The 25,413-nt window shown below is 60.0% G+C and carries 21 protein-coding genes; 14 read left to right on the top strand and 7 right to left on the bottom strand.

From position 1 onward, the window contains the following. Positions 1–11 precede the first annotated feature (11 nt). Positions 12–515, top strand: coding sequence for a hypothetical protein (locus ACP3TY_RS26520; protein WP_426618837.1), 504 nt, complete (start codon positions 12–14; stop codon positions 513–515). Here the strand turns inward: ACP3TY_RS26520 and ACP3TY_RS26525 are convergent. Then, positions 502–1,935: a PLP-dependent aminotransferase family protein gene (locus ACP3TY_RS26525; protein WP_426618838.1), complete on the bottom strand. Its 1,434-nt coding sequence runs from the start codon at positions 1,933–1,935 to the stop codon at positions 502–504. The genes ACP3TY_RS26520 and ACP3TY_RS26525 overlap by 14 nt on opposite strands. 179 nt (positions 1,936–2,114) lie before the next feature. On the opposite strand from ACP3TY_RS26525, the gene ACP3TY_RS26530 reads away from it, so the two are divergent. Beyond that, on the top strand, positions 2,115–2,360 hold the full coding sequence (locus ACP3TY_RS26530) for a DUF1127 domain-containing protein (protein WP_282353584.1): 246 nt from the start codon (positions 2,115–2,117) through the stop codon (positions 2,358–2,360). Between the two features lie 125 nt (positions 2,361–2,485). Here ACP3TY_RS26530 and ACP3TY_RS26535 read toward each other — a convergent pair whose 3' ends face one another. Then, on the bottom strand, positions 2,486–3,796 hold the full coding sequence (locus ACP3TY_RS26535; RefSeq protein ID WP_426618839.1) for an NAD(P)/FAD-dependent oxidoreductase: 1,311 nt from the start codon (positions 3,794–3,796) through the stop codon (positions 2,486–2,488). A 148-nt stretch (positions 3,797–3,944) separates the two neighbouring features. Between ACP3TY_RS26535 and ACP3TY_RS26540 the strand changes: the two genes are divergently transcribed. Beyond that, complete coding sequence (locus ACP3TY_RS26540; protein ID WP_426618840.1) at positions 3,945–4,298, top strand: YkgJ family cysteine cluster protein; 354 nt, start codon at positions 3,945–3,947, stop codon at positions 4,296–4,298. A 160-nt stretch (positions 4,299–4,458) separates the two neighbouring features. Here the strand turns inward: ACP3TY_RS26540 and ACP3TY_RS26545 are convergent, their stop codons facing one another. Further along, entirely contained in the window at positions 4,459–4,947 is a 489-nt protein-coding gene (locus tag ACP3TY_RS26545) for an Lrp/AsnC ligand binding domain-containing protein (RefSeq protein ID WP_003177284.1), read from the bottom strand. 156 nt (positions 4,948–5,103) lie between these two features. Here ACP3TY_RS26545 and dadA point away from each other — a divergent pair, with 156 nt between their 5' ends. The 7 genes from dadA to ACP3TY_RS26580 all read left to right on the top strand — a co-directional run bounded on the left by dadA (position 5,104) and on the right by ACP3TY_RS26580 (position 12,921). After that, complete coding sequence (dadA, locus tag ACP3TY_RS26550) at positions 5,104–6,408, top strand: D-amino acid dehydrogenase (RefSeq protein ID WP_093429674.1); 1,305 nt, start codon at positions 5,104–5,106, stop codon at positions 6,406–6,408. Beyond that, positions 6,380–6,733, top strand: coding sequence for a RidA family protein (locus tag ACP3TY_RS26555; protein ID WP_053125004.1), 354 nt, complete (start codon positions 6,380–6,382; stop codon positions 6,731–6,733). The genes dadA and ACP3TY_RS26555 overlap by 29 nt, the downstream gene beginning before the upstream one ends. Positions 6,734–6,827: 94 nt before the next feature. Next, positions 6,828–7,901 (top strand): alanine racemase, encoded by a 1,074-nt coding sequence (gene alr / locus ACP3TY_RS26560; RefSeq protein WP_426618841.1) that lies wholly within the window; start codon positions 6,828–6,830, stop codon positions 7,899–7,901. 88 nt (positions 7,902–7,989) lie between these two features. Further along, positions 7,990–8,538: a cupin domain-containing protein gene (locus ACP3TY_RS26565; RefSeq protein ID WP_008086779.1), complete on the top strand. Its 549-nt coding sequence runs from the start codon at positions 7,990–7,992 to the stop codon at positions 8,536–8,538. 182 nt (positions 8,539–8,720) lie between these two features. Continuing rightward, positions 8,721–9,137, top strand: coding sequence for a c-type cytochrome (locus ACP3TY_RS26570; protein ID WP_158955570.1), 417 nt, complete (start codon positions 8,721–8,723; stop codon positions 9,135–9,137). Positions 9,138–9,502: 365 nt separating this feature from the next. Beyond that, positions 9,503–11,431, top strand: a complete 1,929-nt coding sequence (locus tag ACP3TY_RS26575; protein ID WP_426618842.1) for an acetyl-CoA hydrolase/transferase C-terminal domain-containing protein — start codon at positions 9,503–9,505, stop codon at positions 11,429–11,431. A gap of 353 nt (positions 11,432–11,784) precedes the next feature. Continuing rightward, positions 11,785–12,921, top strand: coding sequence for a hypothetical protein (locus ACP3TY_RS26580; protein ID WP_426618843.1), 1,137 nt, complete (start codon positions 11,785–11,787; stop codon positions 12,919–12,921). Between the two features lie 236 nt (positions 12,922–13,157). Here the strand turns inward: ACP3TY_RS26580 and ACP3TY_RS26585 are convergent, their stop codons facing one another. Further along, the gene (locus ACP3TY_RS26585; RefSeq protein ID WP_016985833.1) at positions 13,158–13,730 is read right to left on the bottom strand and encodes a xanthine phosphoribosyltransferase; all 573 of its coding nucleotides are present in this window, start codon (positions 13,728–13,730) and stop codon (positions 13,158–13,160) included. 59 nt (positions 13,731–13,789) lie between these two features. Next, positions 13,790–15,799 (bottom strand): DNA helicase Rep, encoded by a 2,010-nt coding sequence (gene rep, locus ACP3TY_RS26590; RefSeq protein WP_053124992.1) that lies wholly within the window; start codon positions 15,797–15,799, stop codon positions 13,790–13,792. A 264-nt stretch (positions 15,800–16,063) separates the two neighbouring features. Here rep and ACP3TY_RS26595 point away from each other — a divergent pair, with 264 nt between their 5' ends. Then, positions 16,064–17,734: a putative bifunctional diguanylate cyclase/phosphodiesterase gene (locus tag ACP3TY_RS26595; protein ID WP_426618844.1), complete on the top strand. Its 1,671-nt coding sequence runs from the start codon at positions 16,064–16,066 to the stop codon at positions 17,732–17,734. A gap of 70 nt (positions 17,735–17,804) precedes the next feature. On the opposite strand, the gene ACP3TY_RS26600 is transcribed toward ACP3TY_RS26595, so the two are convergent. Further along, positions 17,805–19,199, bottom strand: a complete 1,395-nt coding sequence (locus ACP3TY_RS26600) for a NorM family multidrug efflux MATE transporter (protein WP_426618845.1) — start codon at positions 19,197–19,199, stop codon at positions 17,805–17,807. A 159-nt stretch (positions 19,200–19,358) separates the two neighbouring features. Between ACP3TY_RS26600 and ACP3TY_RS26605 the strand changes: the two genes are divergently transcribed. From ACP3TY_RS26605 to ACP3TY_RS26615, 3 genes are all read left to right on the top strand, one after another. Then, on the top strand, positions 19,359–20,279 hold the full coding sequence (locus ACP3TY_RS26605) for a LysR substrate-binding domain-containing protein (protein WP_426618846.1): 921 nt from the start codon (positions 19,359–19,361) through the stop codon (positions 20,277–20,279). Positions 20,280–20,468: 189 nt separating this feature from the next. Beyond that, entirely contained in the window at positions 20,469–22,445 is a 1,977-nt protein-coding gene (locus ACP3TY_RS26610; protein ID WP_426618847.1) for a methyl-accepting chemotaxis protein, read from the top strand. A gap of 219 nt (positions 22,446–22,664) precedes the next feature. Further along, complete coding sequence (locus ACP3TY_RS26615; protein ID WP_212546209.1) at positions 22,665–23,879, top strand: aldose 1-epimerase family protein; 1,215 nt, start codon at positions 22,665–22,667, stop codon at positions 23,877–23,879. Here the strand turns inward: ACP3TY_RS26615 and ACP3TY_RS26620 are convergent. Then, a complete protein-coding gene (locus ACP3TY_RS26620; RefSeq protein ID WP_426618848.1) occupies positions 23,876–25,369 on the bottom strand; it encodes a YifB family Mg chelatase-like AAA ATPase in 1,494 nt (497 codons plus the stop codon). The two genes, ACP3TY_RS26615 and ACP3TY_RS26620, sit on opposite strands and share 4 nt — an antisense overlap. Positions 25,370–25,413 lie beyond the last annotated feature (44 nt).

Consider the following 25,413-nt stretch of genomic DNA (forward strand, 5'->3'; position numbering starts at 1 on the left):
GGAATTATCCGATGACTGTTTTCAGAGTTTCGAGCGTGGCAATGCTCTGGCTGTGCTGCACGGCGGCGTGGGCGCAGGGCCAAGCATGCGAGGTGCGAGTCAGTCCGCCTGCGTTTGATTTTGGCCTGACCGACCGGGGCGCGTTGTTGCAGCAAAGTGCCGGTGCCAATGAACTGAGTTTTGGCAGTCGCCGGGTGCAAGTGCAGGTTGTCTGCGAGCAGGCGTCACCGCTGACATTGCGCTTCGATGCGCCGGGGGCTGACGCCGAGCGTTATCGCTTCGGCATTGGCACGTTGCGGCTGAAAGTGATGGCGGTGCGAGTCGACGGTGTCGCCACACAGAAAGCGGCGGGGGAGAGCGACGTGTTGCGCCCCGGCGAACGCCTTCTGCCGCTGTTGGCGAGCGGCAAGCGGATGGATGTGGAGTTCGAGGTTGAGGGGCAAATCAGCAACGAGGCCAGCCGGGTCGCGGATCTGACCCGACTCGACGGCGAAGGCGTGTTCAGACTGGACTGAGCTCGGACTCGGCAAGCAGTTTGATCGCCGCCGCACCGACCTTGCGCACCGCCTCTTCAATCAGCGCTGTCGGTTTGGCCGCGTAGTTCATGCGCAGGCAATTGCGGTACTTGCCCGAGGCGGAAAAGATGCTGCCAACAGCAATCTGTACGCCTTGATCAAGCAGCGCACGATTCAGTTTCAGCGTGTCGAAACCTTCCGGCAATTCAACCCACAACATGAAGCTGCCCTGTGGACGGCTGGCGCGAGTGCCGGCGGGGAAATAGCGCGTCACCCAATCGATCATCACGTCGCGATTGCGTTGGTATTGCGTGCGCATCCGCCGCAAATGCGGTTCGAAATGGCCGGATTTGAGAAATTCGGCGATGGCGATCTGCGGCTGCGGTGCGGTCGATCCGGTGCTGATGTATTTCATGTGCAGCACGCGCTCGAGGTATCGCCCCGGCGCGACCCAACCGATGCGCAGCCCCGGCGCCAGGGTTTTGGAAAACGAACTGCAGAGCAGCACGCGACCGTCTTCGTCGAAGGATTTGATCGTGCGCGGACGCGGGTAGGTGTAGGCCAGTTCGCCATACACGTCGTCTTCGATGATCGCCACGTCAAAGCGTTGGGCGAGGGTGAGCAGCGCGCGTTTGCGCGACTCCGGCATGATGTAGCCGAGCGGGTTGTTGCAGTTCGGGGTGAGCTGGATGGCTTTGATCGGCCATTGTTCGAGCGCCAGTTCCAGCGCTTCAAGGCTGATGCCGGTGAGCGGGTCGGTGGGGATTTCCAGGGCTTTCATGCCCAGACCTTTGAGGGTCTGCATGGCGCCGTGGAAGCTCGGCGAATCCACCGCGACGATGTCGCCCGGCTCGCAGATCGCGTGGATGCTGGTGGACAAAGCTTCGTGGCAACCGGTGGTCACGACCAGATCGCTGGCGCTCAACTGGCAGCCGGAATCGAGCATCAACCGGGCAATCTGTTCGCGCAGTTCGAGGGTGCCGTGGATGTTGTCGTAATACAAACCGGGCATGTCTTGGCGACGGCTGATGCGGGCGAGGCCGCGCAACAACGGTTTCATGGTCGGCGTGCTGATGTCGGGCATGCCGCGACCGAGTTGCACGACGTCCTTGCGCGGTACCGCGCGAATCAATTCCAGCACCTGATCCCACTGCGAAATTTCCACTGGCCGCTGCGCCGGACGGCCGATGGCGGGCAGCTCCGGCAACTCGCGACCGACCGGCACAAAGTAGCCGGACTTGGGTTTCGGCGTGGCCAGTCCGCTGTCTTCGAGCATGCGATAGGCCTGCTGCACCGTGCTCAGACTGACCCCGTGTTCAACGCTCAAGGCGCGCACCGACGGCAAGCGGTCGCCGGGGCGATAGAAGCCTTGTTCGATACGCGTGCCGAGCAATTCGGCGAGGTTTACGTAGAGGGTCATGGCGCTGCCTCGGTGCAGGTGATTCGGAAGACCAGTACAGATGCGAGAAAAATCGTCAATTCAGTCTGCAAAGCGGTAAATCTGTATGGAGTTAATACAGTCGCTTTGAATCTGTAATGGTTTTGCTCGCCCGCGCATCATGGAATCTCTGGCTACCCAAGTAAACAGGAGCGACAAAAATGAACGGCTTGAGCGATGTGCGGCTGACGTTACACAGTCAGGAACTGGCGGCAGGGCAGAAGGATCGTGCGCGCAATGAGATCATGCGTAACGCACCGTCCGGCCTGAGCCGCTGGGGTCTGATGTGGCATCGTCTGCACACGCGCAGGGCGTTGCTGAACCTGACGGCGGATCAGCTCAAGGACATCGGGTTGACGCGTGAGCAGGCGCAGGAGGAGGGGTTGAAGCCGTTCTGGCAGATCTGAACGACACCGAGCGTTCCCACGCTCTGCGTGGGAACGCCGCCCCGGACGCTCTGCGTCCGCTGTGACGCAGAGCGTCACTGGATGCATTCCCACGCAGAGCGTGGGAACGATCAACAGGGGGTGGTTCAGACCAACTCTTTTAGGCGATGCCACAACATCCCCAACGCCAACAACGGCGAGCGCAAATGCTTGCCACCCGGGAAGGTGATGTGCGGCACTTTGGCAAACAAATCAAAGCCACCGCCGTGCTGCCCGCTGATCGCCTCAGCCAGCAACTTGCCCGCCAGGTGCGTGGCATTTACCCCGTGCCCGGAATAGGCCTGGGCGTAATACACGTTCGGCTGGTCATTGAGCCGGCCAATCTGCGGCAGACGATTCGCGCCGATGCCGATCATCCCGCCCCACTGATAATCAATCTTCACGCCCCCCAGTTGCGGGAACACTTCCAGCATCTTCGGCTGCATATACGCCGCGATGTCTTTCGGATCGCGCCCCGAGTAATGGCAGGCACCGCCGAACAGCAAGCGACGATCCGCCGAGAGTCGGTAGTAATCCAGTGCTACTCGCTGATCACAGACCGCCATGTTTTGCGGCAGCAGGTTGTGCGCCTGCTCTTCGCTCAACGGTTCGGTGGCAATGATGTAGCTGCCGGCGGGCAGAACCTTGCCGCTGAGTTGCGGATTCAGATCATTCAGATAAGCGTTGCAGCCGAGCACCAGCGTCTTCGCCCGCACCGAACCTTGGGCGGTGTGGACTTTGACTTCAGGGCCGTAATCGATACGGGTTACTGCCGAGTGTTCAAACAGTTTCACACCCAATTGCTGCGCAGCCGCTGCTTCGCCCAACGCCAGGTTGAGTGGATGCAGATGCCCTGAACCCATGTCGATCAAACCACCGACATAGCGCTTGGAGCCGACCACCGTGTGCATCTCGCTGGCTTGCAGCAAACGGGTTTCGTAGCGATAGCCGAGGCCGCGCAACTCTTCGGCGTCTTCGGCAAAACCTTCGAGGTCGGATGGTTTGTTGGCGAGGTCGCAGTAGCCCCAGGTCAGGTCGCAGGCGATCTGAAAACGCTCGACGCGCTGGCGGACGATTTCCACCGCTTCCAGGCCCATCAGTTTCATCTCGCGCACGCCGTCGCTGCCGACGACGTTGGCGAACTGATCGAGACCGTGGCCGACGCCGCGAATCAACTGCCCGCCGTTACGACCGCTGGCGCCCCAGCCGATCTTGTGCGCTTCCAGCAACACCACGCTGAGTCCGCGTTCAGCCAGTTCCAGCGCCGTGTTCAACCCGGAAAAACCGCCGCCGACCACGCAGACGTCGGCCACCACGTCGCCTTGCAGCAGCGGATGATCCGGCTGCGGCAAGCTGCTGGCGGCGTAGTAAGAGGCAACGTGAGGTTGGCTCGCGGAGGTGTGGGCGCGGGCGGTCATGGGCGTCATCCTGAGGCGGGGGTGTCGAGAAAATTTGACGGAGCATAAGCCGCACGCCCGAACGGGGGCAACACTGGTCGGCCTGCGGTGTCTGGATCACGGCTTTTGCGGCACAATTGCCGCCTATTTCACCTTGGTTACCGTTTCGATGAGCTGCAACAGCCAGACAGTCCGCACCTTGCGCCAGCAGATTCCCTCGTTCGAGTGCGTGCCCGGCTGCCACGATTGCTGTGGGCCGGTGACTACCTCGCCGGAAGAAATGGCTCGTCTGCCGCGCAAGACCCGCGCCGAGCAGGATGCCGCAATGGAAGAGTTGAACTGCGTGCACCTGGGGCCGAATGGCTGCATGGTGTATGAAGAGCGGCCGTTGATTTGCCGGTTGTTTGGTACGACCAAGACTTTGCCTTGCCCGAACGAGCGGCGGCCGGTGGAGCTGATTCATCCGCGGGTGGAGAAGCAGATTTTCGAGTACATGGCGGCGAATCGGCAGGTGCTGGTCTAAAAGATCGCAGCCTTCGGCAGCTCCTACAGAGAAATGCATCATGATCGTTCCCACGCTCTGCGTGGGAATGCAGCCCGGGACGCTCTGCGTCCCAAATGCCGAACGCGGAGCGTCCGAAGAGGCATTCCCACGCAGAGCGTGGGAACGATCGTCGCGGTGCTCAATCTGGAATCGGCAGGCTCAAGCTCTCCTTAACCTCTTCCATGACGATATAGCTCTTCGACTCCCGCACATGCGGCAGCTTCAGCAGAATGTCGCCCAGCAACTTGCGGTACGAGGCCATCTCGGAAATCCGCGCCTTCACCAGATAGTCGAAATCCCCTGACACCAAATGGCATTCCAGCACGTGCGGCAACTTCAGCACCGCGCGGCGGAACTCCTCGAACGTGTCGCCGGATTTGTAGTCGAGGCTGATCTCGACGAAAACCAGCAAGCTACCCTTCAAGTGCTGCGGATTCAGCCGGGCGTTGTAGCCCATGATGATCCCTTCGCGCTCCAGACGCCGCACGCGCTCGGTGCACGGCGTGGTCGAGAGCCCAACCTTTTCGCCCAGTTCGGTAAAGGAAATCCGCCCGTCCGCCTGCAGGATCCGCAAGATGTTGCGGTCAATCTTGTCCAGCTCACGTTTGGTCTGAGTGTTGGTACGCATAGGGGATGCGCCTCCGTGAAAAGGGTTTTTGCCGAGAATTGTCGCCAAATATAGGCGCTTATATAGTGAAAAGCACTGGCATTTCTTTTTTACACTGCGCGCATCATTGCTCTAACAACAGACGTACGCGGCCCCGCCGCGATGAGGGATACAAAAATGCGCGTAATGGTCTTGGGTAGCGGCGTCATCGGTACCGCCAGTGCTTACTATCTGGCCCGTGCCGGGTTCGAAGTAGTGGTGGTCGACCGGCAGCCGGCTGCGGCCATGGAGACCAGTTTCGCCAACGCCGGCCAGGTCTCGCCGGGCTACGCCTCGCCGTGGGCCGCGCCGGGCGTACCGCTGAAGGCGATCAAGTGGCTGCTGCAACGCCACGCCCCTCTCGCGATCAAAGCCACCGCCGACATCGACCAGTACCTGTGGATGGCGCAGATGCTGCGCAACTGCACCGCCAGCCGTTACGCGGTGAACAAGGAGCGCATGGTGCGTCTGTCCGAGTACAGCCGCGACTGCCTCGACGAATTGCGCGCCGAAACCGGCATCGCCTACGAAGGCCGCAGCCTCGGTACGACTCAGTTGTTCCGCACTCAGGCGCAGCTTGATGGCGCCGCCAAAGACATCGCCGTGCTGAAAGAATCCGGCGTGCCGTTTGAAGTCCTCGACCGCGCCGGCATTGCCCGCGTCGAGCCGGCGCTGGCGGGTGTCACTGACATCCTCGCCGGTGCCCTGCGCCTGCCGAACGATCAGACTGGCGACTGCCAGATGTTCACCACGCGCCTCGCCGAAATGGCAGTGAAACTCGGCGTCGAATTCCGCTTCGGCCAGGACATCCAGAAACTCGACTACGCCGGTGATCGCATCAACGGTGTGTGGATCGACGGCAAGCTGGAAACCGCCGACCGCTACGTACTGGCGCTCGGCAGCTACTCGCCGCAACTGCTCAAGCCGCTGGGCATCAAAGCCCCGGTGTATCCGCTCAAGGGTTACTCGCTGACCGTGCCGATCACCAACCCGGCGATGGCGCCGACTTCGACTATTCTCGACGAGACCTACAAGGTCGCGATCACCCGTTTCGACAACCGCATCCGCGTCGGCGGCATGGCCGAGATCGCCGGTTTTGACCTGTCGCTGAACCCGCGTCGCCGCGAAACCCTGGAGATGATCGTCAACGACCTTTATCCTCAGGGCGGCAATCTGGCCGAAGCGAGTTTCTGGACCGGTCTGCGTCCGACCACGCCGGATGGCACGCCGATCGTTGGCGCCACGCCGTTCAAGAATCTGTTCCTCAACACTGGTCACGGCACGCTCGGTTGGACCATGGCGTGCGGTTCCGGTCGTCTGCTGGCCGACCTGATGGCGAAGAAAAAGCCGCAGATCAGCGCCGAAGGCCTCGATATTTCCCGTTATGGCAACAAAATTCAGGAGTCCGCAAAACATGTCAATCCAGCGCCAGCTCACCAATGAGCGCATGAGTCAGATCGTCAGCCACAACGGCACCGTGTACTTGGCCGGGCAGGTCGGCGACGACTTCAATGCCGGGATTGAACAGCAGACCCGCGACGTTCTGGCCAATATCGAGCGCTTGCTTGATCTGGCCGGCACCGATAAGCAACACCTGTTGTCGGCAACGATCTACCTGAACGGCATCGATGAGCACTTCGCCGGGATGAACTCGGTGTGGGATCAGTGGCTGCCAAAAGGCGCCGCCCCGGCCCGCGCTACCGTTGAAGCGAAAATGGCCAAGCCGAGCATTCTGGTAGAGATTTCCATCGTCGCCGCGCTGCCGTAACTGTTGTAAAGATCCCTCTCCCGGCGCTGTTGGCGGTTCACGTCGTCAGTCGGCGCCGGTTTTTATTCCCATGACCGCCTAGAAGTCTGCCGCCATGCGTCCTGCCCGTGCCCTGATCGACCTTCAAGCCCTGCGCCACAACTACCGAATTGCCCGCGAAGTCACCGGCGCCAAGGCGCTGGCGGTGATCAAGGCCGATGCGTACGGACATGGCGCGGTACGCTGCGCCCAGGCGCTGGAAGCCGAGGCCGACGGTTTTGCCGTGGCTTGCATCGAAGAGGCTTTGGAGCTGCGCGCCGCTGGCATTCGTGCGCCGGTGTTGTTGTTGGAAGGCTTTTTTGAAGCTGATGAACTGGCGCTGATCGTCGAGCATGATTTCTGGACGGTGGTGCACTCGCTCTGGCAGCTCGAAGCGATCGAGCAGGCAGCGCTGAGCAAGCCGATCACCGTGTGGCTGAAGCTCGATTCGGGCATGCACCGCGTCGGTTTGCATCCAAAGGATTATCCGGCGGCTTATCAGCGACTGCTGGCCAGCGGCAAAGTGGCGAAAATTGTGCTGATGAGCCACTTCGCCCGCGCCGATGAACTGCACGCGCAGAGCAGCACCGAGCAAGTGGCGGTGTTTGAAGCGGCGCGTCAGGGGCTGGCGGCTGAAGTCAGTCTGCGCAACTCGCCCGCCGTACTCGGTTGGCCGCAGATCCACAGTGACTGGGTGCGTCCGGGCATCATGCTGTATGGCGCGACCCCGTTCGAAGAAGCCAATGCTATTGCCGATCGTTTGCAACCGGTGATGACCCTCGAATCGAAAGTCATCAGCGTGCGCGAATTGCCGGCCGGTGAGCCGGTGGGCTACGGCGCCAAATTCATCACCGACAAACCGATGCGCATCGGCGTGGTCGCCATGGGTTACGCCGACGGCTACCCGCGTCAGGCGCCGACCGGCACCCCGGTTTTGGTGGCCGGTAAACGCAGTCGCATTATCGGTCGCGTGTCGATGGACATGCTTTGCATCGATCTTACCGATGTGCCGGAAGCCGGTCTCGGTTCGACCGTTGAGCTCTGGGGGAAAAATATCCTCGCCAGTGAAGTGGCGAAGTGGGCCGACACCATTCCGTACCAGATCTTCTGCAACCTGCGTCGGGTGCCAAGGCTCTATTCCGAGGGTTGACGCCGCTGCGGGGGCCAAGTGTTGTAAATACTGAACGCTGTCGCCATGATAACGCTCAATATTCTTACAACATCAGGAGGCTCGCGCCTTGGACGTCGGTGAACGACTGCAATCGATCCGCAAGCTCAAAGGGCTTTCCCAGCGTGAACTCGCCAAACGCGCGGGCGTCACCAACAGCACCATTTCGATGATCGAAAAGAACAGCGTCAGCCCTTCGATCAGTTCGCTGAGAAAGGTGCTGGGCGGCATTCCCATGTCCATGGTCGAGTTCTTTTCCGAAGAAATCCTGCAGGAAGTTCCGACCCAGATCGTCTACAAGGCCAACGAGCTGATCGACATTTCCGACGGCGCCGTGACCATGAAACTGGTCGGCCGCGCGCACCCCAGCCGCGCCATCGCCTTCCTCAACGAAATCTACCCGCCGGGCGCCGATACTGGCGAAGAAATGCTCACCCATGAGGGCGAAGAAACCGGGATTCTGGTGGAAGGTCGTCTGGAATTGGTGGTGGGCCTTGAAACTTTTATTCTCGAAGCCGGCGACAGCTACTACTTTGAAAGTACCAAGCCGCATCGTTTCCGTAATCCGTTCGACTTGCCTGCGCGACTAATCAGCGCAGCCACGCCGGCAAACTTTTAAACCAAGAGGCGCCAGGCCACTACGGCAAAGGCACCCAAGCTGTTTTACCGATGCGCAACAAGACCCCTTTAATCATGGGGTTGTTTCAGTGTGGCGGGCTACCCGCTATACTTGCGCCCGCCTGCGAACCGTGGCCGCAGGCGTGAATAGCCACCATTGAGGGTGAACGCGTGAACCTAATTATGAAAATGCTGGCTGCACCAGCAACCGTATTGGCCCTCTGGGCTGTCAGCGCTCAAGCTGCGACGAATGACGACATTGCCAAACGCCTCGAGCCTGTCGGCCAGGTGTGCGTTCAAGGTCAGGAATGCAAAGGGATGGAAGTGGCTGCGACTGCCGGCGGCGGTGGCGGCGCGAAAACCCCGGACGAAGTGATTGCCAAACATTGCAACGCTTGCCACGGTACCGGGTTGTTGGGTGCGCCGAAAATTGGTGACACGGCCGCGTGGAAAGAACGTGCTGATCACCAGGGCGGCCTTGATGGCATCCTTGCCAAAGCCATCACCGGTATCAATTCGATGCCGCCAAAAGGCACCTGCGCCGATTGCTCGGATGATGAGTTGAAGGGCGCGATCGAGAAGATGTCCGGCCTGAAATAAGGCGTGCATCTGATGAAGAAAACCGTCTTCGGACGGTTTTTTTGTGCCTGCGATTCAAGAGCCCCTCACCCCAGCCCTCTCCCGGGGGGAGAGGGGGCGGACCGAGGTGTCTTGCGTCCGACATTGACCTGAAAGACCTTAGCGATTATGGATTCAGCAAGACTATTTCAAGTCGGCGTACCTCCCAAATATCCCCCATTCAGTCCCCTCTCCCACCGGGAGAGGGCTAGGGTGAGGGCAAGCAAGCTCCAGCCATAAACACCTCCTGTGGCCGACAATCGTCCAGGACTTTGGGGCTGTTCTTTGCAGCAAACTCAAGGCAATCTCGGTCTACCCCTATTCACGGAACGGGCAGGAGGCTTCAGATGGTGCAGTTGTGTTCGATCGAACAAGCAGTGGACGACGTGCTGGCGCGCTTGCCGGCGCATATCCACATGGGCATGCCGCTGGGTCTGGGCAAACCCAATCACTTCGTCAACGCGCTGTACCGGCGGATCAAAGGCCTGCCCGAGCGGCAGCTGACGATCTACACCGCGCTGTGCCTCGGTCGCCCGGCGTTGGGCGATGGCTTGCAAAAGCGCTTCATCGAACCCTTCGTTGAGCGCGTCTTCGGTGACTACGCGGAATTCGATTTCCTCGCCGACCTGCACCGCGACAGCCTGCCCGCCAACATCCGCATCGAACAGTTCTTCATGCAGCCCGGCAGCCTGCTCAACAGCGCGCCGGCCCAGCAGGATTACGTCAGCAGCAACTACAGCCACGCCGCCCGCGACATCAACGCCGCCGGGCTGAATCTGGTGGCGCAGTTATTGGCCAGCAGCAGCGAACACCCGGATCGCCTGAGCCTGAGCTGCAACCCCGACATCACCCTCGATCTGTTGCCGATGATCGCCAAGCGCCGCGAGGCCGGGGAGACCATTTTGCTGGTCGGCCAAGTGCACACCGATCTGCCGTACATGCCCGGCGACGCCGAAGTCGACATCGACACCTTCGACCTGCTGATCGACGAGAAGGACAGCAGCACGCTGTTTTCCACGCCGAACATGCCGGTGGGGTTTCAGGACCATTTCATTGGTTTGCACGCGAGTACGCTGGTGCGCGACGGCGGCACGTTGCAGATCGGCATCGGTTCGATGGGTGATGCGCTGACCGCCGCACTGCTCGCACGTCAGGCGGATAACGCCGGTTATCAGGCGTTGCTCGACGACATCAACCTCAGCCAATGGGCGCAATTGATCAACCGCGAGGGCGGCACCGGGCCATTCGCCAAAGGCCTGTACGGTTGCAGCGAAATGTTCGTCAACGGCCTGCTGGTGCTGGCGGATGCCGGGATCATCCGGCGCAAGGTTTACCCCGATGTGCCGACGCAGGAGCAGGCCAACGCCGGCACCCTCGACGAAGCGGCGCAAACCGACGGCATTTCCGTGCACGGCGGTTTCTTCCTCGGCCCGCGCAGTTTCTACGAGCGACTGCGCGAGTTGCCGCTGAGCAAACGCCTCGAATTCAACATGACTCGCATCAGCTACATCAACGAGCTCTACGGGCAGGAAGAACTCAAGCGCCTACAACGCCTCGATGCGCGGTTCATCAACACCGTGTTCACCATGACCTTGCTCGGCGCTGGCGTGGCGGATCAACTGGAGGATGGACGAGTACTCAGCGGCGTTGGCGGACAGTACAACTTCGTCGCGCAGGGCCACGCGTTGCACGACGCGCGCTCGATCCTGATCCTGCGCAGTTGGCGTGAATCCGGCGGCGACGTCAGCTCCAACATCGTCTGGGAATACGGCCACTGCACGATCCCACGGCATCTGCGCGACATCGTCGTGACCGAATACGGCATCGCTGATCTGCGCGGTAAAACCGATGCCGTAGTGATCGAATCGCTGCTGAACATCAGCGATTCACGCTTCCAGCCGGGCCTGATCGAACAAGCGCAAAAGGTCGGCAAACTGCCAAAGGATTTCCGCCTCGATCCCCGCTTCACTGACAACACGCCGCAGCGTTTGCAAGCCATCGCCGCACGGCACAAAAACCTGTTTCCGGAGTACCCGCTGGGCTGTGATTTCTCCCCGATCGAACGGGATCTACTGCGGGCGCTGAACTGGCTAAAAAGCAAATTCAAACTCACCGAAATCCTCGAACTCGGCAAAGCCGCCCTCGACGCCCCCGAGGCATCGCTGTACCCCGAACACCTCGAACTCATGCAACTCACAAACCCGGAAGGCCTGAAAGAAGACCTCTTCCAACGCCTGCTCCTCACCGGCCTAAAAGCCACCACCCAAACCCCGTAGGAGCTGCGGCACGCTGCGATCTTTTGATCCTGATGCTTAAAAGATCAAAAGATCGCAGCCTCGTTGCACTCGACAGCTCCTACACGGGGATTGCGGAGTACCCGAACAACTGTGGGAGCGGGCTTGCTCGCGAAAGCGGTGGATCAGTCAAAGAATTGGTCGGCTGACACGACGCCTTCGCGAGCAAGCTCGGCTCCCACAAGAGCCATGTCTGATATCTGAATGAATACGGAATGCCATCCGTAGTCCCGTTCTGAAAATCATCAATCACTGAGTTTTTGGATTGTCGTCGGCATTCGCCTGTCGATAGGTTTGTCTGTGGTCTATCCAGCAGCAAATCCGGAGGGTACAGAGTGTCAGCATCGAAGAAATACTTGCCACAAGAGTCTGTCGAGCAGGCCTTACTCCTCACTGACTTAACCGAAAAGAACCAACCCGACCACGCAGTCCTACTACTGCTCAATGAAGTCCTTCAAGGACTCGCAGCAAGAGGCTGGCCCCGAGCGCAGTTGCAGGTTGGGCCAAGGATTGTGTCCGCCGAAGAGAACTACGGTTTGCTGGGTTACGACCCGGCAGAAATTACCCTTGGCAGCGAGCACACACGTTGGGTCGATGAGCATTCGCTTTTGCGAACGCAGACCACCAGCCAGATTCCTGCGGCGCTTCAGCAGGCCGCCGAGGTTCGTCAGCCGGGACAAACCATTTTGCTGGCAGCGCCAGGCATTACCTTCAGGCGTGATAGCCGAGATCGTTGGCATTGCGCCGAGCCGCACCAAATGGATATCTGGGTATTGGGCGACCCGGAGCTGGCATCCCATGAGCATTTACTGCGCCTTGTCGGCGATATTTTGCAGTCGGCCGTCCCGGAAAAGTCCTGGGTTTATAGCGATAGTCCACATCACTACACCGAGGGCGGGATTGAAGTGAATGTGTTGAATGATGGCGTGCCGGTCGAGGTTCTTGAGTGCGGGCGTATCGCGAAGTCGCTGTTGCAGCGTGTGCAGATTGATCCGCTGCGCCATGGCGGACTCGCTCTTGGGATGGGGCTGGATCGCCTGACGATGTTGCGCAAAGGCATTCCTGATATTCGTTTGTTGCGTGATCAGAATGTGCGCGTGCAGGCGCAGATGCATGATCTGGATCCGTGGACTGCGGTATCCCGTTTGCCGTCGATTGCCCGCGATATCTCGTTGGCAGTAACGCCGGGATTGAGTGAAGAGGTATTGACCGAGAGGATGTTGCAGGCGGCAGGGGATTGCTCTGGATGGATCGAGGAGATGCGAATCAAGGGGCGCTGGCCACGTTCGGATTTACCGGCGCAGGCCATTGAGCGACTCGGGATGTTACCGGGTCAGGAGAACGTGCTTTTGCATGTAGTGCTGCGTGATTGTTCGCGCTCGATTACCACCGGTGAAGCGAATGCCTTGTACGCGGATATTCAAGCTGCGATGCACGAAGGGGTACCGGGGGCGGGGTACAGAATGGATTAAGTGACATCTGTAGGAGCTGCGGCACGCTGCGATCTTTTGATGTTGATCCTGAAAATCAGATCAAAAGATCGCAGCCTCGTTGCACTCGACAGCTCCTACATAGCAACTGCGAAGTCCCAAAACAACTGTAGGAGCAAAGCTTGCTCGCGAAGGCGGTGGATCAGTCAAAGAATATTCGACTGACACAACGCCTTCGCGAGCAAGCTCGGCTCCTACAAGGGTATTGCGGTGTGGCTTTATTCGATGAAGGTGACAACGCCACCTGTCAGCGATTTAACGCGGGCCAGCGATTCGACGCGGTAGCCTTGCGAGTCCAGTTCGGCGCGGCCGCCCTGAAACGACTTCTCGATGACGATGCCCAGGCCGGCCACGGTGGCGCCGGCCTGTTTGATGATCGAGATCAGCGCTTGCGAGGCCTTACCGTTGGCCAGGAAGTCGTCGATGATCAGCACGCGGTCGCTGCTGGTCAGGTGGCGCGGCGAGATGGCCACGGTGCTTTCGGTCTTTTTGGTGAACGAGTACACGGTCGCCGACAGCAGGTTTTCTGTCAGGGTCAGGGACTGTTGCTTGCGGGCGAAGATCACCGGCACGCCGAGGTTCAGACCGGTCATGATCGCCGGGGCGATGCCCGAGGCTTCGATGGTGACGATCTTGGTGATGCCCGAATCCTTGAACAGCGCGGCGAATTCGTCGCCGATCAGCTTCATCAGGGCCGGGTCGATCTGGTGGTTCAGGAAGGCGTCGACCTTCAGGACCTGGTCGGAAAGCACAATGCCTTGTTCGCGGATTTTCTGGTGCAATGCTTCCATGAAGCTGTCCTCTTTTGGCGCTTTGTGCGCCGAAGGTCTAGTAAAAAAAGTGGTCAATTCTAGCGCTTTAACATCGCGCGTATATCAGCCAATGCGCTGTTGCCGCGCACGACTTTGACTTCGGTCGGTGTGTCGTCGTTGCCTTCCCAGGCCAGATCGTCCGGTGGCAGCTCATCGAGGAAGCGGCTCGGCGCGCAGTCGATGATCTCGCCGTACTGCTTGCGCTTGGCGGCGAAGGTGAACGCCAGTGTCTGACGCGCGCGGGTGATGCCCACGTAGGCCAGGCGGCGTTCTTCTTCGATGGTGTCGGCTTCGATGCTGGAACGGTGCGGGAGGATTTCCTCTTCCATGCCCATGATGAACACGTAAGGGAATTCCAGACCCTTGGACGCATGCAGCGTCATCATCTGCACGCCTTCGGCACCGTCTTCCTCTTCCTGCTGACGTTCGAGCATGTCGCGCAGGACGAGTTTGCCGATCGCATCCTCGACGGTCATTTCGCCTTCTTCGTCCTTCTCGAGGGTGTTTTTCAACGCCTCGATCAGGAACCAGACGTTGCTCATCCGGTAGTCGGCCGCCTTGTCGCTGGAGCTGTTGGTGCGCAGCCAGTTCTCGTAGTCGATGTCCATGACCATGCTGCGCAGCGCCGAGATCGGGTCTTCGCCGGCGCACTGCTCGCGGACCTTGTCCATGAAACGCTTGAAGCGCGACAGGCGATCGGTGAAGCGGCTGTCCAGATGTTCGCCCAGACCGATTTCGTCGGTGGCGGCGTACATCGAGATCTTGCGTTCGGTGGCGTAGTTGCCGAGTTTTTCCAAAGTAGTCGAGCCGATTTCGCGGCGCGGCACGTTGATCACGCGCAGGAAGGCGTTGTCGTCATCCGGGTTCACGATCAGGCGGAAGTAGGCCATCAGGTCTTTCACTTCCTGACGGCCGAAGAAGCTGTTGCCGCCGCTCAGGCGATACGGCACCTGGTGGTGCTGCAGCTTCAGCTCGATCAGCTTGGCCTGATAGTTACCGCGATAGAGGATCGCGAAATCGCTGTACGGGCGGTCGGTGCGCAAGTGCAGGCTGAGGATTTCCATGGCCACGCGCTCGGCTTCGGCGTCTTCGTTGCGGCAGCGGATCACGCGGATCTCGTCGCCGTGGCCCATTTCACTCCACAGCTGCTTTTCGAATTCGTGCGGGTTGTTCGAGATCAGCACGTTGGCGCAACGCAGGATGCGACTGGTCGAGCGGTAGTTTTGTTCGAGCATCACCACTTTCAGCGATGGATAGTCGTCCTTGAGCAGCATCAGGTTTTCCGGTCGCGCGCCACGCCAGGCGTAGATCGACTGGTCGTCGTCGCCGACCACGGTGAACTGGTTGCGCTTGCCGATGAGCATTTTTACCAGCAGGTATTGGCTGGCGTTGGTGTCCTGATATTCATCGACGAGCAGGTAGCGCACCTTGTTCTGCCACTTTTCGAGAATGTCGGCGTGTTCTTCGAAGAGTTTTACCGGCAGCAGGATCAGGTCGTCGAAGTCCACCGCGTTGAACGCTTTCAGCGTGCGCTGATAGTGGGTGTAGACGATGGCGGCAGTCTGTTCCTTGGGATTACGCGCGTTTTCCAGCGCCTGAGGCGGCAGGATCAGGTCGTTTTTCCAGGCGCCGATCATGTTCTTGATCTCGTCGACGCCGTCTTCGCCCGCGTATTCCTTCTGCATGATGTCGGTCATCAGGGACTTGACGTCGGTCTCGTCGAAAATCGAGAAACCGGGTTTGTAGCCCAGCCGCACGTGCTCCTTGCGGATGATGTTCAGACCGAGATTGTGGAAGGTGCAGACCGTCAGGCCGCGACCTTCGCCGGCGCGCAAGAGGGTACCGACCCGCTCTTTCATCTCGCGCGCGGCCTTGTTGGTAAAGGTCATGGCGACGATGTACTGGGCACGGATGCCGCAGTTCTGGATCAGGTGCGCGATTTTGCGCGTGATCACGCTGGTCTTGCCGGAGCCAGCACCGGCGAGCACCAATAGAGGGCCGCCGACGTAGTTCACGGCTTCTTGCTGCCGGGGATTGAGTCGGGACATACGAAAATTCGGGAGTCGTTGACGAAATGGGCCGGCATTTTAACAGGCTCAGAGATTTGTGCTGCTCTGTCCGACTTGTGACGTACCACGCGATTCATATTTGCCGGTTTTGTTACTTTCACGCAGGATGCGCGGTGATTTAGCGGCTAATGTTCTCATTCGTGACACAAAATAACGTTTTGATAACCGTTGTCATTTGGTCATTGGTCAGCGCAACGGCATAATGCCCGCCGCCCACATCATTGCAGAGTCTAGGGAGCTAGCTTGTCTACGCCTGTCGAACCCTTGCGTTTGCTGCTACTGGCCGAAGAGCCAGCGTGGACAGCGTTATTGCGTGAGTGTCTGGCTCCGATGGGGAGCGCGGCGGTGCTGATCAGCGCGCCGAGCTGGGAGTCGGTCAGCAGTTTGTTCGAAGACAACCGCCATGCGGTGTTGTTGACCCTTCCTGCGTTGCAACCGGCACCCGGCCGCTGCAGCCTGCCGACGGTATTGTTGCTCGAACACGAACCGGACACCGCGCCGGTTGGCGTCAGTGACTGGCTGGTGTTCGACGCCCTCGACCCCGGCATGCTGCGCCGTTGCCTGCGCCATGTGCGCGAACGCGGAGTTCTCGAAAACACCCTGCAACGCCTCGCCGAACAGGATCCTTTGACCGGCATCGCCAACCGTCAGGGTTTCCAGACTTTGCTGACAGCGCGTCTCGCTGAAGGCGATGGTCGCGGCCTGGCCCTCGGGCATCTCGATCTCGACAACTTTCGCCACGCCAACGACGCCCTTGGTCATCAGGCTGGCGATCGGCTGATCCTGCAGGTCGTGGCGCGGCTGAAAAGTCAGTTGGAGGCCGGCGATCAACTGGCGCGTCTCGGCAGCGATGAATTCGCCTTGCTGATCGACACCCGCCGCGCGCCGCAACGCGCCGAGTGGATGGCGGAACGCATCACCGAAGCACTCGCCGAACCGTATTGGGTCGATGGCGAAAGCCTGCTCATCGGCTCCAGCCTCGGCATCGCCCATGCCCGCGCTCAGGCTGGCGCTGACCCGCTGATGTGGCATGCGCACATCGCCATGCAGCAGGCCAAGAGCACGCAGGGCTGCACCTTTCATATCTTCAACGAACGCATCAACCGCAATGCGCGGAGCATGGCTGACCTCGAAAGTGAGCTGCGCCGGGCATTGCGTCGTGATGAGCTGGAATTGCATTACCAGCCACGCCTGAATCTTGCGGACGGCCAGATTGTCGGCCTCGAAGCCTTGGTGCGCTGGCGCCATGGCGAACGTGGTTTGCTGCCGCCGAGTGAGTTCGTGCCGTTGGCCGAGCAGAGCGGCTTGATTGTGCCGCTGGGTTACTGGGTGATTTCCCGGGCCTTGCGGGATATGCAGGCACTGCGCGAACGCGGATTGCCGGCGCTGCACATGGCGATCAACCTGTCGTTCCGCCAGTTTCAGGACAGTCAGTTGTTGCCGACGCTGAGCCGCTTGATCGCTGAGCGGGGTGTAGAGGCGCAATGGCTGGAATTTGAACTGACGGAAACGGCGGTGATGCGTCGTAGTGATCTGGTCAAGCAGACCATGGATGCTTTGGGCCGCCTCGGTGTACGTTTTTCGCTGGATGACTTTGGCACCGGGTTCTCATCGTTCGTGCACCTCAACAGCTTGCCGATCACTTTGCTGAAGATCGACAAGAGCTTTGTCGGTGGCATGGAACAGCGTGAAGAGAACCGCAAACTGGTGCACGCGATGATCAACCTTGCGCACAACCTGCATCTGGAAGTGGTGGCGGAAGGGGTTGAGACGCCGGAACAACTGGAATTGCTGCGCGGGTTTGGTTGCGATCAGGTGCAGGGTTATCTGATCAGCCGGCCGTTGCCGTTGGCGGAGTTGGTTGAGTACCTGACGTTTGGCTCAAGCCAACAGGTTTCTGTGGAGGCCGTTTAAAAGATCGCAGCCTGCGGCAGCTCCTACACCGATCCCTGTAGGAGCTGCCGAAGGCTGCGATCTTTCGATCTTAATCTGCGCCAACGACCTCAAAGCGTGATGTAGCAGGCTCCAGCCGAATCATCCGCTTCATCTTCCACTCAAATGCCAACGTCAGACTCACCGCCGCGCACGCCAACCCCAGCGCCAATCCCCACCAGACGCCCGTCGGCCCCCAGTTCAAGTGGAATGCCATCCACCACGCCGCTGGCGCGCCAATCAGCCAATAACAGCCGAGCCCGACCAGAAACGTGGTCTTCGCATCCTTGAGCCCGCGAATACAGCCCATGGCAATCGTCTGCGTGCCGTCGAACAGCTCGAACCATGCCGCCACGGCCAGCAGGCTCACCGCCAAACGAATCACTTCGGCAAACGCCGGATCATTGTGATCAAGGAATAACCCGACCAACTGATTTGGCAGCAACCAGAACACCATCGCAAACCCGAGCATCGTCACCGCACCAAAGACGATCCCGACGCGGCCCGACATCCGTGCATCGAGCAATTGCCCGGCGCCGTAATGCTGGCCGATGCGCATGGTGATCGCGTACGACATCCCCGCCGGCACCATGAACGCCACCGAAACAATTTGCAGAGCAATCTGATGCGCGCCCAATTGCGTGCTGCCCATGGTGCCCATGCACAGTGCTGCGAAGGCGAACAAACCCACTTCCACCGCGTAGGTGCCACCGATCGGCAGGCCGAGGCGCCAGAGTTCTTTCAGGTACTGGCGGTTCGGCCGCGATAACCCTGCGCGCAGCGGATAAGCGTCATACGCCGGGTGCCTACGAATGTGCCAGGCCAACCCCAGCGCCATGCAGTTGGCGACAATTGCCGTGACCAGACCGATGCCCATCAGGCCCATTTTCGGCAGGCCGAACATGCCAGTGATCAGCGCGTAATTCAGCAGGAAGTTGGCCACGGTGCCGGCCAGACTGATGACCATCACCGGTGTCGCCCGACCAATTGCACTGGTGAAACCGCGCAGGGCCATAAAGCTCAGGTAGCCGGGCAGGGCGAACGGCAGGGCGATCAGGAATTGCCCGGCGGCGTTGACGTTGGTTTCGGTCTGGCCGAACAACAGCAACACCGGTTTCAGGTTCCACAGCAGCAAACCGGCGCCCAGCGCCATCAGCCACGCCAGCCACAACCCGGCCTGGGTCAGACGTGCCGCGCCAATGATGTCGCCCGCACCTTTGCGAATCGCTACCAAGGTGCCGACTGCGGCAATCACACCGATGCAGAAGATCGACACGAACGAATAAGTTGCCGCGCCCAGACCGCCGCCGGCCAGTGCTTCGGGACTGAGGCGCGCCATCATCAAAGTGTCGGTCAGCACCATCAACATGTGCGCCAACTGTGAAGCGATCAACGGCCCAGCCAGCCGCAGAATGGCCCAGAGTTCAGTACGCACAGGATGCTGCATGGGTATCACCACTCAATTTTCAGAGGGAACAAGAGACCGTCGATTCTCGGCGCTTGGCAGGCATTGCACAAAGGGATAAAAAGGATGGGTGGCATGACTAAAACTCATCCTGAACAAATTCCGCTCATTTCGCTGCATCCCGCCACTGGAGCTTTGTGCATGGCCCGTCGACTTCCTCCGTTGTATGCCCTGCGCGCATTTGAAGCGGCGGCGCGACATAGCTCGTTCACCCGGGCGGCGGAAGAACTGTCGATCACCCAGAGCGCGGTGAGTCGGCATATTCGTACGCTCGAAGATCACTTTGCCTGCAAGCTGTTTCATCGCAGCGGTCGCCATTTGCAGCTCACCGAGTCGGCCCGTTTGCTGTTGCCGGGCATCCGTGAAGGCTTCGCAACCCTGGAGCGCGCCTGCAACACCTTGCGTGCCGAGGACGACATCCTGCGCATGAAAGCCCCGTCGACCCTGACCATGCGTTGGCTGCTGGCGCGCCTGAGTCGCTTTCGCCATTTGCAGCCGGGCAACGAGGTGCAACTGACCAGTGCGTGGATGGACGTCGATTCGGTGGACTTCAACGATGAGCCGTTTGATTGCGCCGTGTTGCTCAGCGACGACCATTTCCCGCCGGACTGGGAGGCGAGTTTGCTGTTTCCCGAGGAACTGATCCCGGTCGGCGCGCCGAATCTGCTCAATGATCAACCGTGGGATCTTGATCGACTGGCAAACACCGAATTGCTCCACCCGACCCCGGATCGCCGCGACTGGCGCAGTTGGCTGGAGCACATGGGCTTGTCCGATCAGGTCTCGCTCAAGGGTGGGCAAGTGTTCGACACGCTGGAGCTTGGCATGATCGCGGCGGCGCGCGGCTACGGGGTATCAATGGGCGATTTGTTGATGGTCGCCGAAGATGTTGCGCAAGGACGCCTCAGTCTGCCGTGGCCAACCGCTGTCGCCAGCGGCCTGAATTATTACCTGGTGTGGCCAAAAACCCGTCCGGGAGGTGAACGTTTGCGCCGCCTCAGCGACTTTCTTCAAGGCGAAGTCCGCGCCATGGAACTGCCAGCCGTCACGCGCTTGAGCTGAAACGTTCGAGCCGCCACAATGCCGGCCCCGTGCCATACCCTCGCACAGCGCTCAAGTATTCGGATTTACCGCCGACTATGAGCAAGTGGAACCGTCGTGCCGGTCTCCATGCTTCACCCCCATTATTAGAATTATTCCGAGCATCAGCTGCGATCAAGGAGGATCCGGTGGCTCGGCCAGGAGCTGTTCATGTCTCAACCTCGCGCTCGGATTGCCTCGCAGCTGGGCCTTGCCCTTGCTGTGATTCTGGCGGTCGTCATCAGTGGCAGTACGCTGTTCGCGTTGCGTTCGCTGGATACCGCCAACCTCGCCACCCGTGAAGAACATCTGGCCAGTGAGTCGCGGCTGCTGGCCGACCAACTGAGTACCTTCCACGGCACGTTGCGCGAAAGCACCCAGCGCCTCAGCGGGTTGTTCGAGAAGCGCTTCAGCAGCGGGTTGAGCCTTCATCCGGACGAGCCAGTGAGTGTTGCCGGCACCCAGACTCCGGGTCTGCACCTGGGCAGCGAAGTGCTGAACAACAACTTCAAGGAAGTCGACGAGTTCAAGCAGATGACTGCCGGCGTCGCCACGCTGTTCGTACGCAGTGGCGAAGACTTCATCCGCGTCAGCACCTCGCTGACCAAACAGGACGGCAGCCGCGCCATCGGCACCTTGCTTGACCACGCCCATCCGGCCTACGCGAAATTGATGGCCGGACAGGGTTATGTCGGCCGCGCCTTGCTGTTTGATCGTTCCTACATGACCCAATACACCCCGGTGCGCGATGGCAGCGGCAAAGTGATTGCGGTGCTGTTCGTCGGTTTCGATTACACCGATGCGCAGAATGCCCAGTTCGATAACCTCAAACGCTTCCGCATCGGTCAGACCGGCTCGCTGGCGTTGCTTGATGAGCAAAGCAAATGGCTGGTTCCACCAGCGGGCGTGCAGGCGCTGGATCAAGCAATTCCGCTGATCAAGGATCTGGCGAAATTGCCGGGCAAAGGCCAGTTCTGGGGCGACACGTCCGAAGATTTCTACAGCGTCGCGGTGCCGTTCGACGGCGGCCCGTGGTCGGTGGTGGCAAGCATGCCGAAAGCCGAGATTCGCGCAGTGACCTGGAGCGTCGGCACGCAACTGGCGATTGGCAGCCTGTTGGCGATGTTGCTGGCGGTCGGTTCGGCGATGTGGCTGCTGCGTTCGAAACTGCAACCGCTGGGTGATCTGGTGCGTCAGGCCGAAGCCTTGGGCGCCGGTGATCTGAGCGTGCGTCTGAATGTAGCGAGTAACGACGAAATCGGTCAGTTGTCGCGCGCGTTCAACCAGATGAGCCAGGCGCTGTCGACCATGGTTGAGCACATTCGCCGTTCCTCCGCGGAGGTCAACAGCCGAGCGCAGGCACTGTCCGGTTTGTCTGGCGGTGCTTACGAAGGCATGGAGCAACAGTCCGGCGAAATCACCAGCATGGCCGGCGCGGTGGAAGAATTCAGCGCGACCTCGTTGAACATTGCCGACAACATGGGCGCGACCCAACGTCTGGCGCAGGAAAATGCCCAGCAGACGCAGATTGGCCGTAGCTCGATGGAAGAGGCTTCGTCCTCTCTGGAGCAAATCGCTGGCGCCCTCAACAGCACCGCCACAGTGATCAACACGCTCGGTCAGCGCTCGCAGGAAATTGGCGGCATCGTTGGCGTGATCACCTCGATTGCCGAGCAGACCAATTTGCTGGCGCTCAACGCTGCAATTGAAGCGGCGCGTGCCGGTGAGCAAGGTCGCGGCTTTGCCGTGGTGGCGGATGAAGTGCGCAGCCTGGCTTCGCGTACCCGTCAGGCGACCGATGAAATCTCGGTGATGATCCACAGCATTCAGCAGGAAACCGGCAACGCGATCAGCACCATGGAGCAGGGCAATGTGCTGATGCAGGAAGGCTTGTCGCGTAACGCCAATGTCGCCTCGGCGCTGGCGCGGATTGATGAGCAGAGCCGTTCTGCCGGGCAGCAGTTTGCCGCGATTACCACGGCGACTCAGGAGCAGAGCAGTACCGCGACGTTGCTGAGCAGCAATTTGCAGAGCATTGCGTTGGCCAACAGTGAGCAGCGTGAGGTTGTTTCGAATCTGGCGGTGACGGCGAAGGAACTGGAAGGCTTGGCGGCGGACTTGCGTGCCGAGGTTGATCGGTTTCGTTGATGGGTGGCTGAAATCGCTATCGCGAGCAGGCTCACTCCTACAGGTGTATCGGTTGGTCGCAATGTTTGTGATCACTGAAGATCCCTGTAGGAGTGAGCCTGCTCGCGATCGCCTCACTGCCAATCCTGAATAAAACACTCGAGCTCTTGCTCTTTCATACTTGCTGAAACGTTTCCGCAGCGCTATAAAAATGGCACAACTCCAATAAAGGCTGCTGCCATGACCCCGCTCAAACTCGCCGTCGCCCTCGGCGCATTCTCTGCTGCTTCCCACGCCATGGCCTGGGATTACGTCCTCCTCGACACCAACAAGTCCGCGCAAAACTGGAGCATCACCAGTGAGCAGCTCGGCGTGAAAACCGACAAACCCTTCTCCGTAAGCCTGCGTACCTTGCACGGGGGGCGGCAGGAAGGCGTCAGCATCGTCGATATCGATAACGGCACGATGAAACTCTCGGTGGTGCCAACCCGAGGGATGAACGTCTTGCAGGCCTCTGTCGGCAACGTGCGCATGGGTTGGGATTCGCCGGTCAAGGACGTGGTCAACCCGGCCTTCATCGAGCTCAACGGGCGCGGTGGTCTGGGCTGGCTGGAAGGTTTCAACGAACTGGTCGCCCGCTGCGGTTACGAATGGGTCGGCCATCCCGGCATGGACAACGGTGAACTGCTGACCTTGCACGGCCGCGCCGCCAACATCCCGGCCAGTACCGTCACGCTGCACATCGACGAAAAGCCACCCTACGCCATCAGTCTGCGCGGCGAGCTGAAAGAGCAGGCCTTCAAGAAAGTCGACTTCTCGGTCGTCACTGAACTGGTCACCGAACCTGGCAGCGTGCGCTTTGCACTTAACGATACGCTGACCAACAACGGCGACTATCCAAAGGAATACCAGGCGCTGTATCACAGCAATTTCAGCACGCCGTTCCTCGAGCAGGGCGCCCGTTTTGCTGCACCGGTAAAACAGGTCTCGCCGTTCAACGACAAGGCCAAGGGCGATCTGGCTGACTGGCAGACTTATCGTGCGCCGACCAAGGACTACGACGAAACCGTCTACAACGTCGTGCCCTATGCCGACGCCAAAGGTGAAACCCTGACTGTTCTGCACAACAAGGCGGGCAGCCTTGGTGTTTCTGTTGGCTTCAATACCCAGCAGTTGCCAGTGTTCTCTCTGTGGAAAAATACTGATACCCAAGGGCAGGGCTATGTCACCGGGCTGGAGCCGGGCACCAGTTTTTCCTACAACCGTCGCTATCAGCGTCCGCTGAATCTGGTGCCGACCATCGCACCGAAGGAACACAAACAGTTCCAGATCAGCTACAGCCTGCTCGCAGACAAAGGTGCTGTGGATAACGCCTTGAGACGTGTGACAGAAATTCAGGCCGGACGCGACACCGAAGTGCGGCAGACGCCGCTGGTTGATCTGACCGAGCATTAAGGTGTCGCCGGCCGATATTGCAGCGCCTCGGCCAAGTGTTCGCGTTTGATCGCATCGACTTGCTCAAGGTCTGCCAGTGTCCGGGCGACCTTGAGCAGGCGATGGGCCGAGCGCAGCGAAAGCGTTAATCGCTCACAGGCCGACTCGAGCCATTTTTCATCGGCTGTGGATAACGCGCAGTGCCGCTTCAGCCCCGGCAAATCAAGAAATGCATTGGCGCAGCCCTGACGTTTCTGCTGCCGTTCGCGCGCCTCGGCGACCAAAGCAGCGGCGGTGGCACTGTCCTCTCCCGGCTTTACCTGCGGATTCAGAGCCGTCGCCTCCCGCGCGACCGTCAGGTGCAGATCAATTCGATCCAGCAGCGGCCCCGATAGCTTGTTGCGATAGCGCTGCACCATGTCCGGGGTGCAGGAACATTTGCCGCTGGGCTCGCCAAGATATCCACAGGGACATGGATTCATTGCCGCCACCAATTGAAAGCGCGCCGGAAAACGCACGCGATCCTTGGCCCGGGAAATCACGATGTGCCCGGACTCCAATGGCTCGCGCAGCACCTCCAGAACCTTGCGATCAAACTCCGGCAATTCATCGAGAAACAGCACGCCGTGGTGGGCGAGGGTGATTTCACCGGGTTGCGGTTTCGAGCTGCCACCGACCAGTGCCGGCCCGGATGCCGAGTGATGCGGCTGGCGAAACGGCCGCTGCGGCCAGTGGGTCAGCGGCACGCAACTGGCGACCGATTGAATGGCCGCCACTTCCAGTGCTTCGCTTTCCGCAAGTGGTGGCAGCAACCCGGGCAGGCGACTGGCCAACAAGGTTTTGCCCGTCCCCGGCGGGCCGCTGAACAACAGGTTGTGCGCGCCCGCCGCGGCAATCAGCAGCGCACGTTTGGCAGCTGATTGGCCTTGGACTTCGTTGAGATCGGGATAGGGTTTGCTGGCGTACATCAGGCCGTTCGAGACATACGGTTCAACCGGCGTATGGCCATTGAAATGCGCCACCGCCTCCAGCAGATGATCCACCGCAAACACTTTCAACCCCGATGCCAGACAGGCTTCCTCAGCATTCGCTCGCGGCACCACCAAAGCTCGCCCGGCCTTGCGTGCCGCCAGAGCTGCCGGCAGCACGCCCCGCACCGGCCGCACCGCGCCAGACAATGCCAGCTCACCCAGACACTCCACGTCATCAAGCGTCAACGTCGGCACCTGCACACTCGCCGACAGAATTCCCAAGGCAATCGCCAGATCAAACCGCCCACCGTCCTTGGGCAAATCCGCTGGCGCCAGATTCAAGGTGATCCGCCGCGCGGGAAACTGCAGTCCTGAATTGATGATCGCGCTGCGCACCCGATCCTTGCTCTCCTTCACCGCCGCCTCGGGCAGGCCGACCATGGTCAGCGACGGCAGACCGTTGGCCAGATGGACTTCGACGGTAACAGCGGGGGCTTCCACGCCAATCTGGGCGCGACTGTGGACGATGGAGAGGGACATGGTCGTTCCTTGAGCTGAATCGGGGGCCGCTTCCTGCGGGTTTT

It is taken from the genome of Pseudomonas rustica, from assembly GCF_049959085.1.
Classification (GTDB): Bacteria; Pseudomonadota; Gammaproteobacteria; order Pseudomonadales; family Pseudomonadaceae; genus Aquipseudomonas; species Aquipseudomonas rustica.

Bases quoted from the DNA above. Each gene is read 5' to 3' on its own strand.
- ACP3TY_RS26520 (WP_426618837.1), top strand. From the start codon at position 12: ATGACTGTTTTCAGAGTTTCGAGCGTGGCAATGCTCTGGCTGTGCTGC.
- ACP3TY_RS26525 (WP_426618838.1), bottom strand. From the start codon at position 1,935: ATGACCCTCTACGTAAACCTCGCCGAATTGCTCGGCACGCGTATCGAA.
- ACP3TY_RS26530 (WP_282353584.1), top strand. From the start codon at position 2,115: ATGAACGGCTTGAGCGATGTGCGGCTGACGTTACACAGTCAGGAACTG.
- ACP3TY_RS26535 (WP_426618839.1), bottom strand. From the start codon at position 3,796: ATGACCGCCCGCGCCCACACCTCCGCGAGCCAACCTCACGTTGCCTCT.
- ACP3TY_RS26540 (WP_426618840.1), top strand. From the start codon at position 3,945: ATGAGCTGCAACAGCCAGACAGTCCGCACCTTGCGCCAGCAGATTCCC.
- ACP3TY_RS26545 (WP_003177284.1), bottom strand. From the start codon at position 4,947: ATGCGTACCAACACTCAGACCAAACGTGAGCTGGACAAGATTGACCGC.
- dadA (WP_093429674.1), top strand. From the start codon at position 5,104: ATGCGCGTAATGGTCTTGGGTAGCGGCGTCATCGGTACCGCCAGTGCT.
- ACP3TY_RS26555 (WP_053125004.1), top strand. From the start codon at position 6,380: ATGTCAATCCAGCGCCAGCTCACCAATGAGCGCATGAGTCAGATCGTC.
- alr (WP_426618841.1), top strand. From the start codon at position 6,828: ATGCGTCCTGCCCGTGCCCTGATCGACCTTCAAGCCCTGCGCCACAAC.
- ACP3TY_RS26570 (WP_158955570.1), top strand. From the start codon at position 8,721: ATGAAAATGCTGGCTGCACCAGCAACCGTATTGGCCCTCTGGGCTGTC.
- ACP3TY_RS26575 (WP_426618842.1), top strand. From the start codon at position 9,503: ATGGTGCAGTTGTGTTCGATCGAACAAGCAGTGGACGACGTGCTGGCG.
- ACP3TY_RS26585 (WP_016985833.1), bottom strand. From the start codon at position 13,730: ATGGAAGCATTGCACCAGAAAATCCGCGAACAAGGCATTGTGCTTTCC.
- rep (WP_053124992.1), bottom strand. From the start codon at position 15,799: ATGTCCCGACTCAATCCCCGGCAGCAAGAAGCCGTGAACTACGTCGGC.
- ACP3TY_RS26600 (WP_426618845.1), bottom strand. From the start codon at position 19,199: ATGCAGCATCCTGTGCGTACTGAACTCTGGGCCATTCTGCGGCTGGCT.
- ACP3TY_RS26605 (WP_426618846.1), top strand. From the start codon at position 19,359: ATGGCCCGTCGACTTCCTCCGTTGTATGCCCTGCGCGCATTTGAAGCG.
- ACP3TY_RS26610 (WP_426618847.1), top strand. From the start codon at position 20,469: ATGTCTCAACCTCGCGCTCGGATTGCCTCGCAGCTGGGCCTTGCCCTT.
- ACP3TY_RS26615 (WP_212546209.1), top strand. From the start codon at position 22,665: ATGACCCCGCTCAAACTCGCCGTCGCCCTCGGCGCATTCTCTGCTGCT.
- ACP3TY_RS26620 (WP_426618848.1), bottom strand. From the start codon at position 25,369: ATGTCCCTCTCCATCGTCCACAGTCGCGCCCAGATTGGCGTGGAAGCC.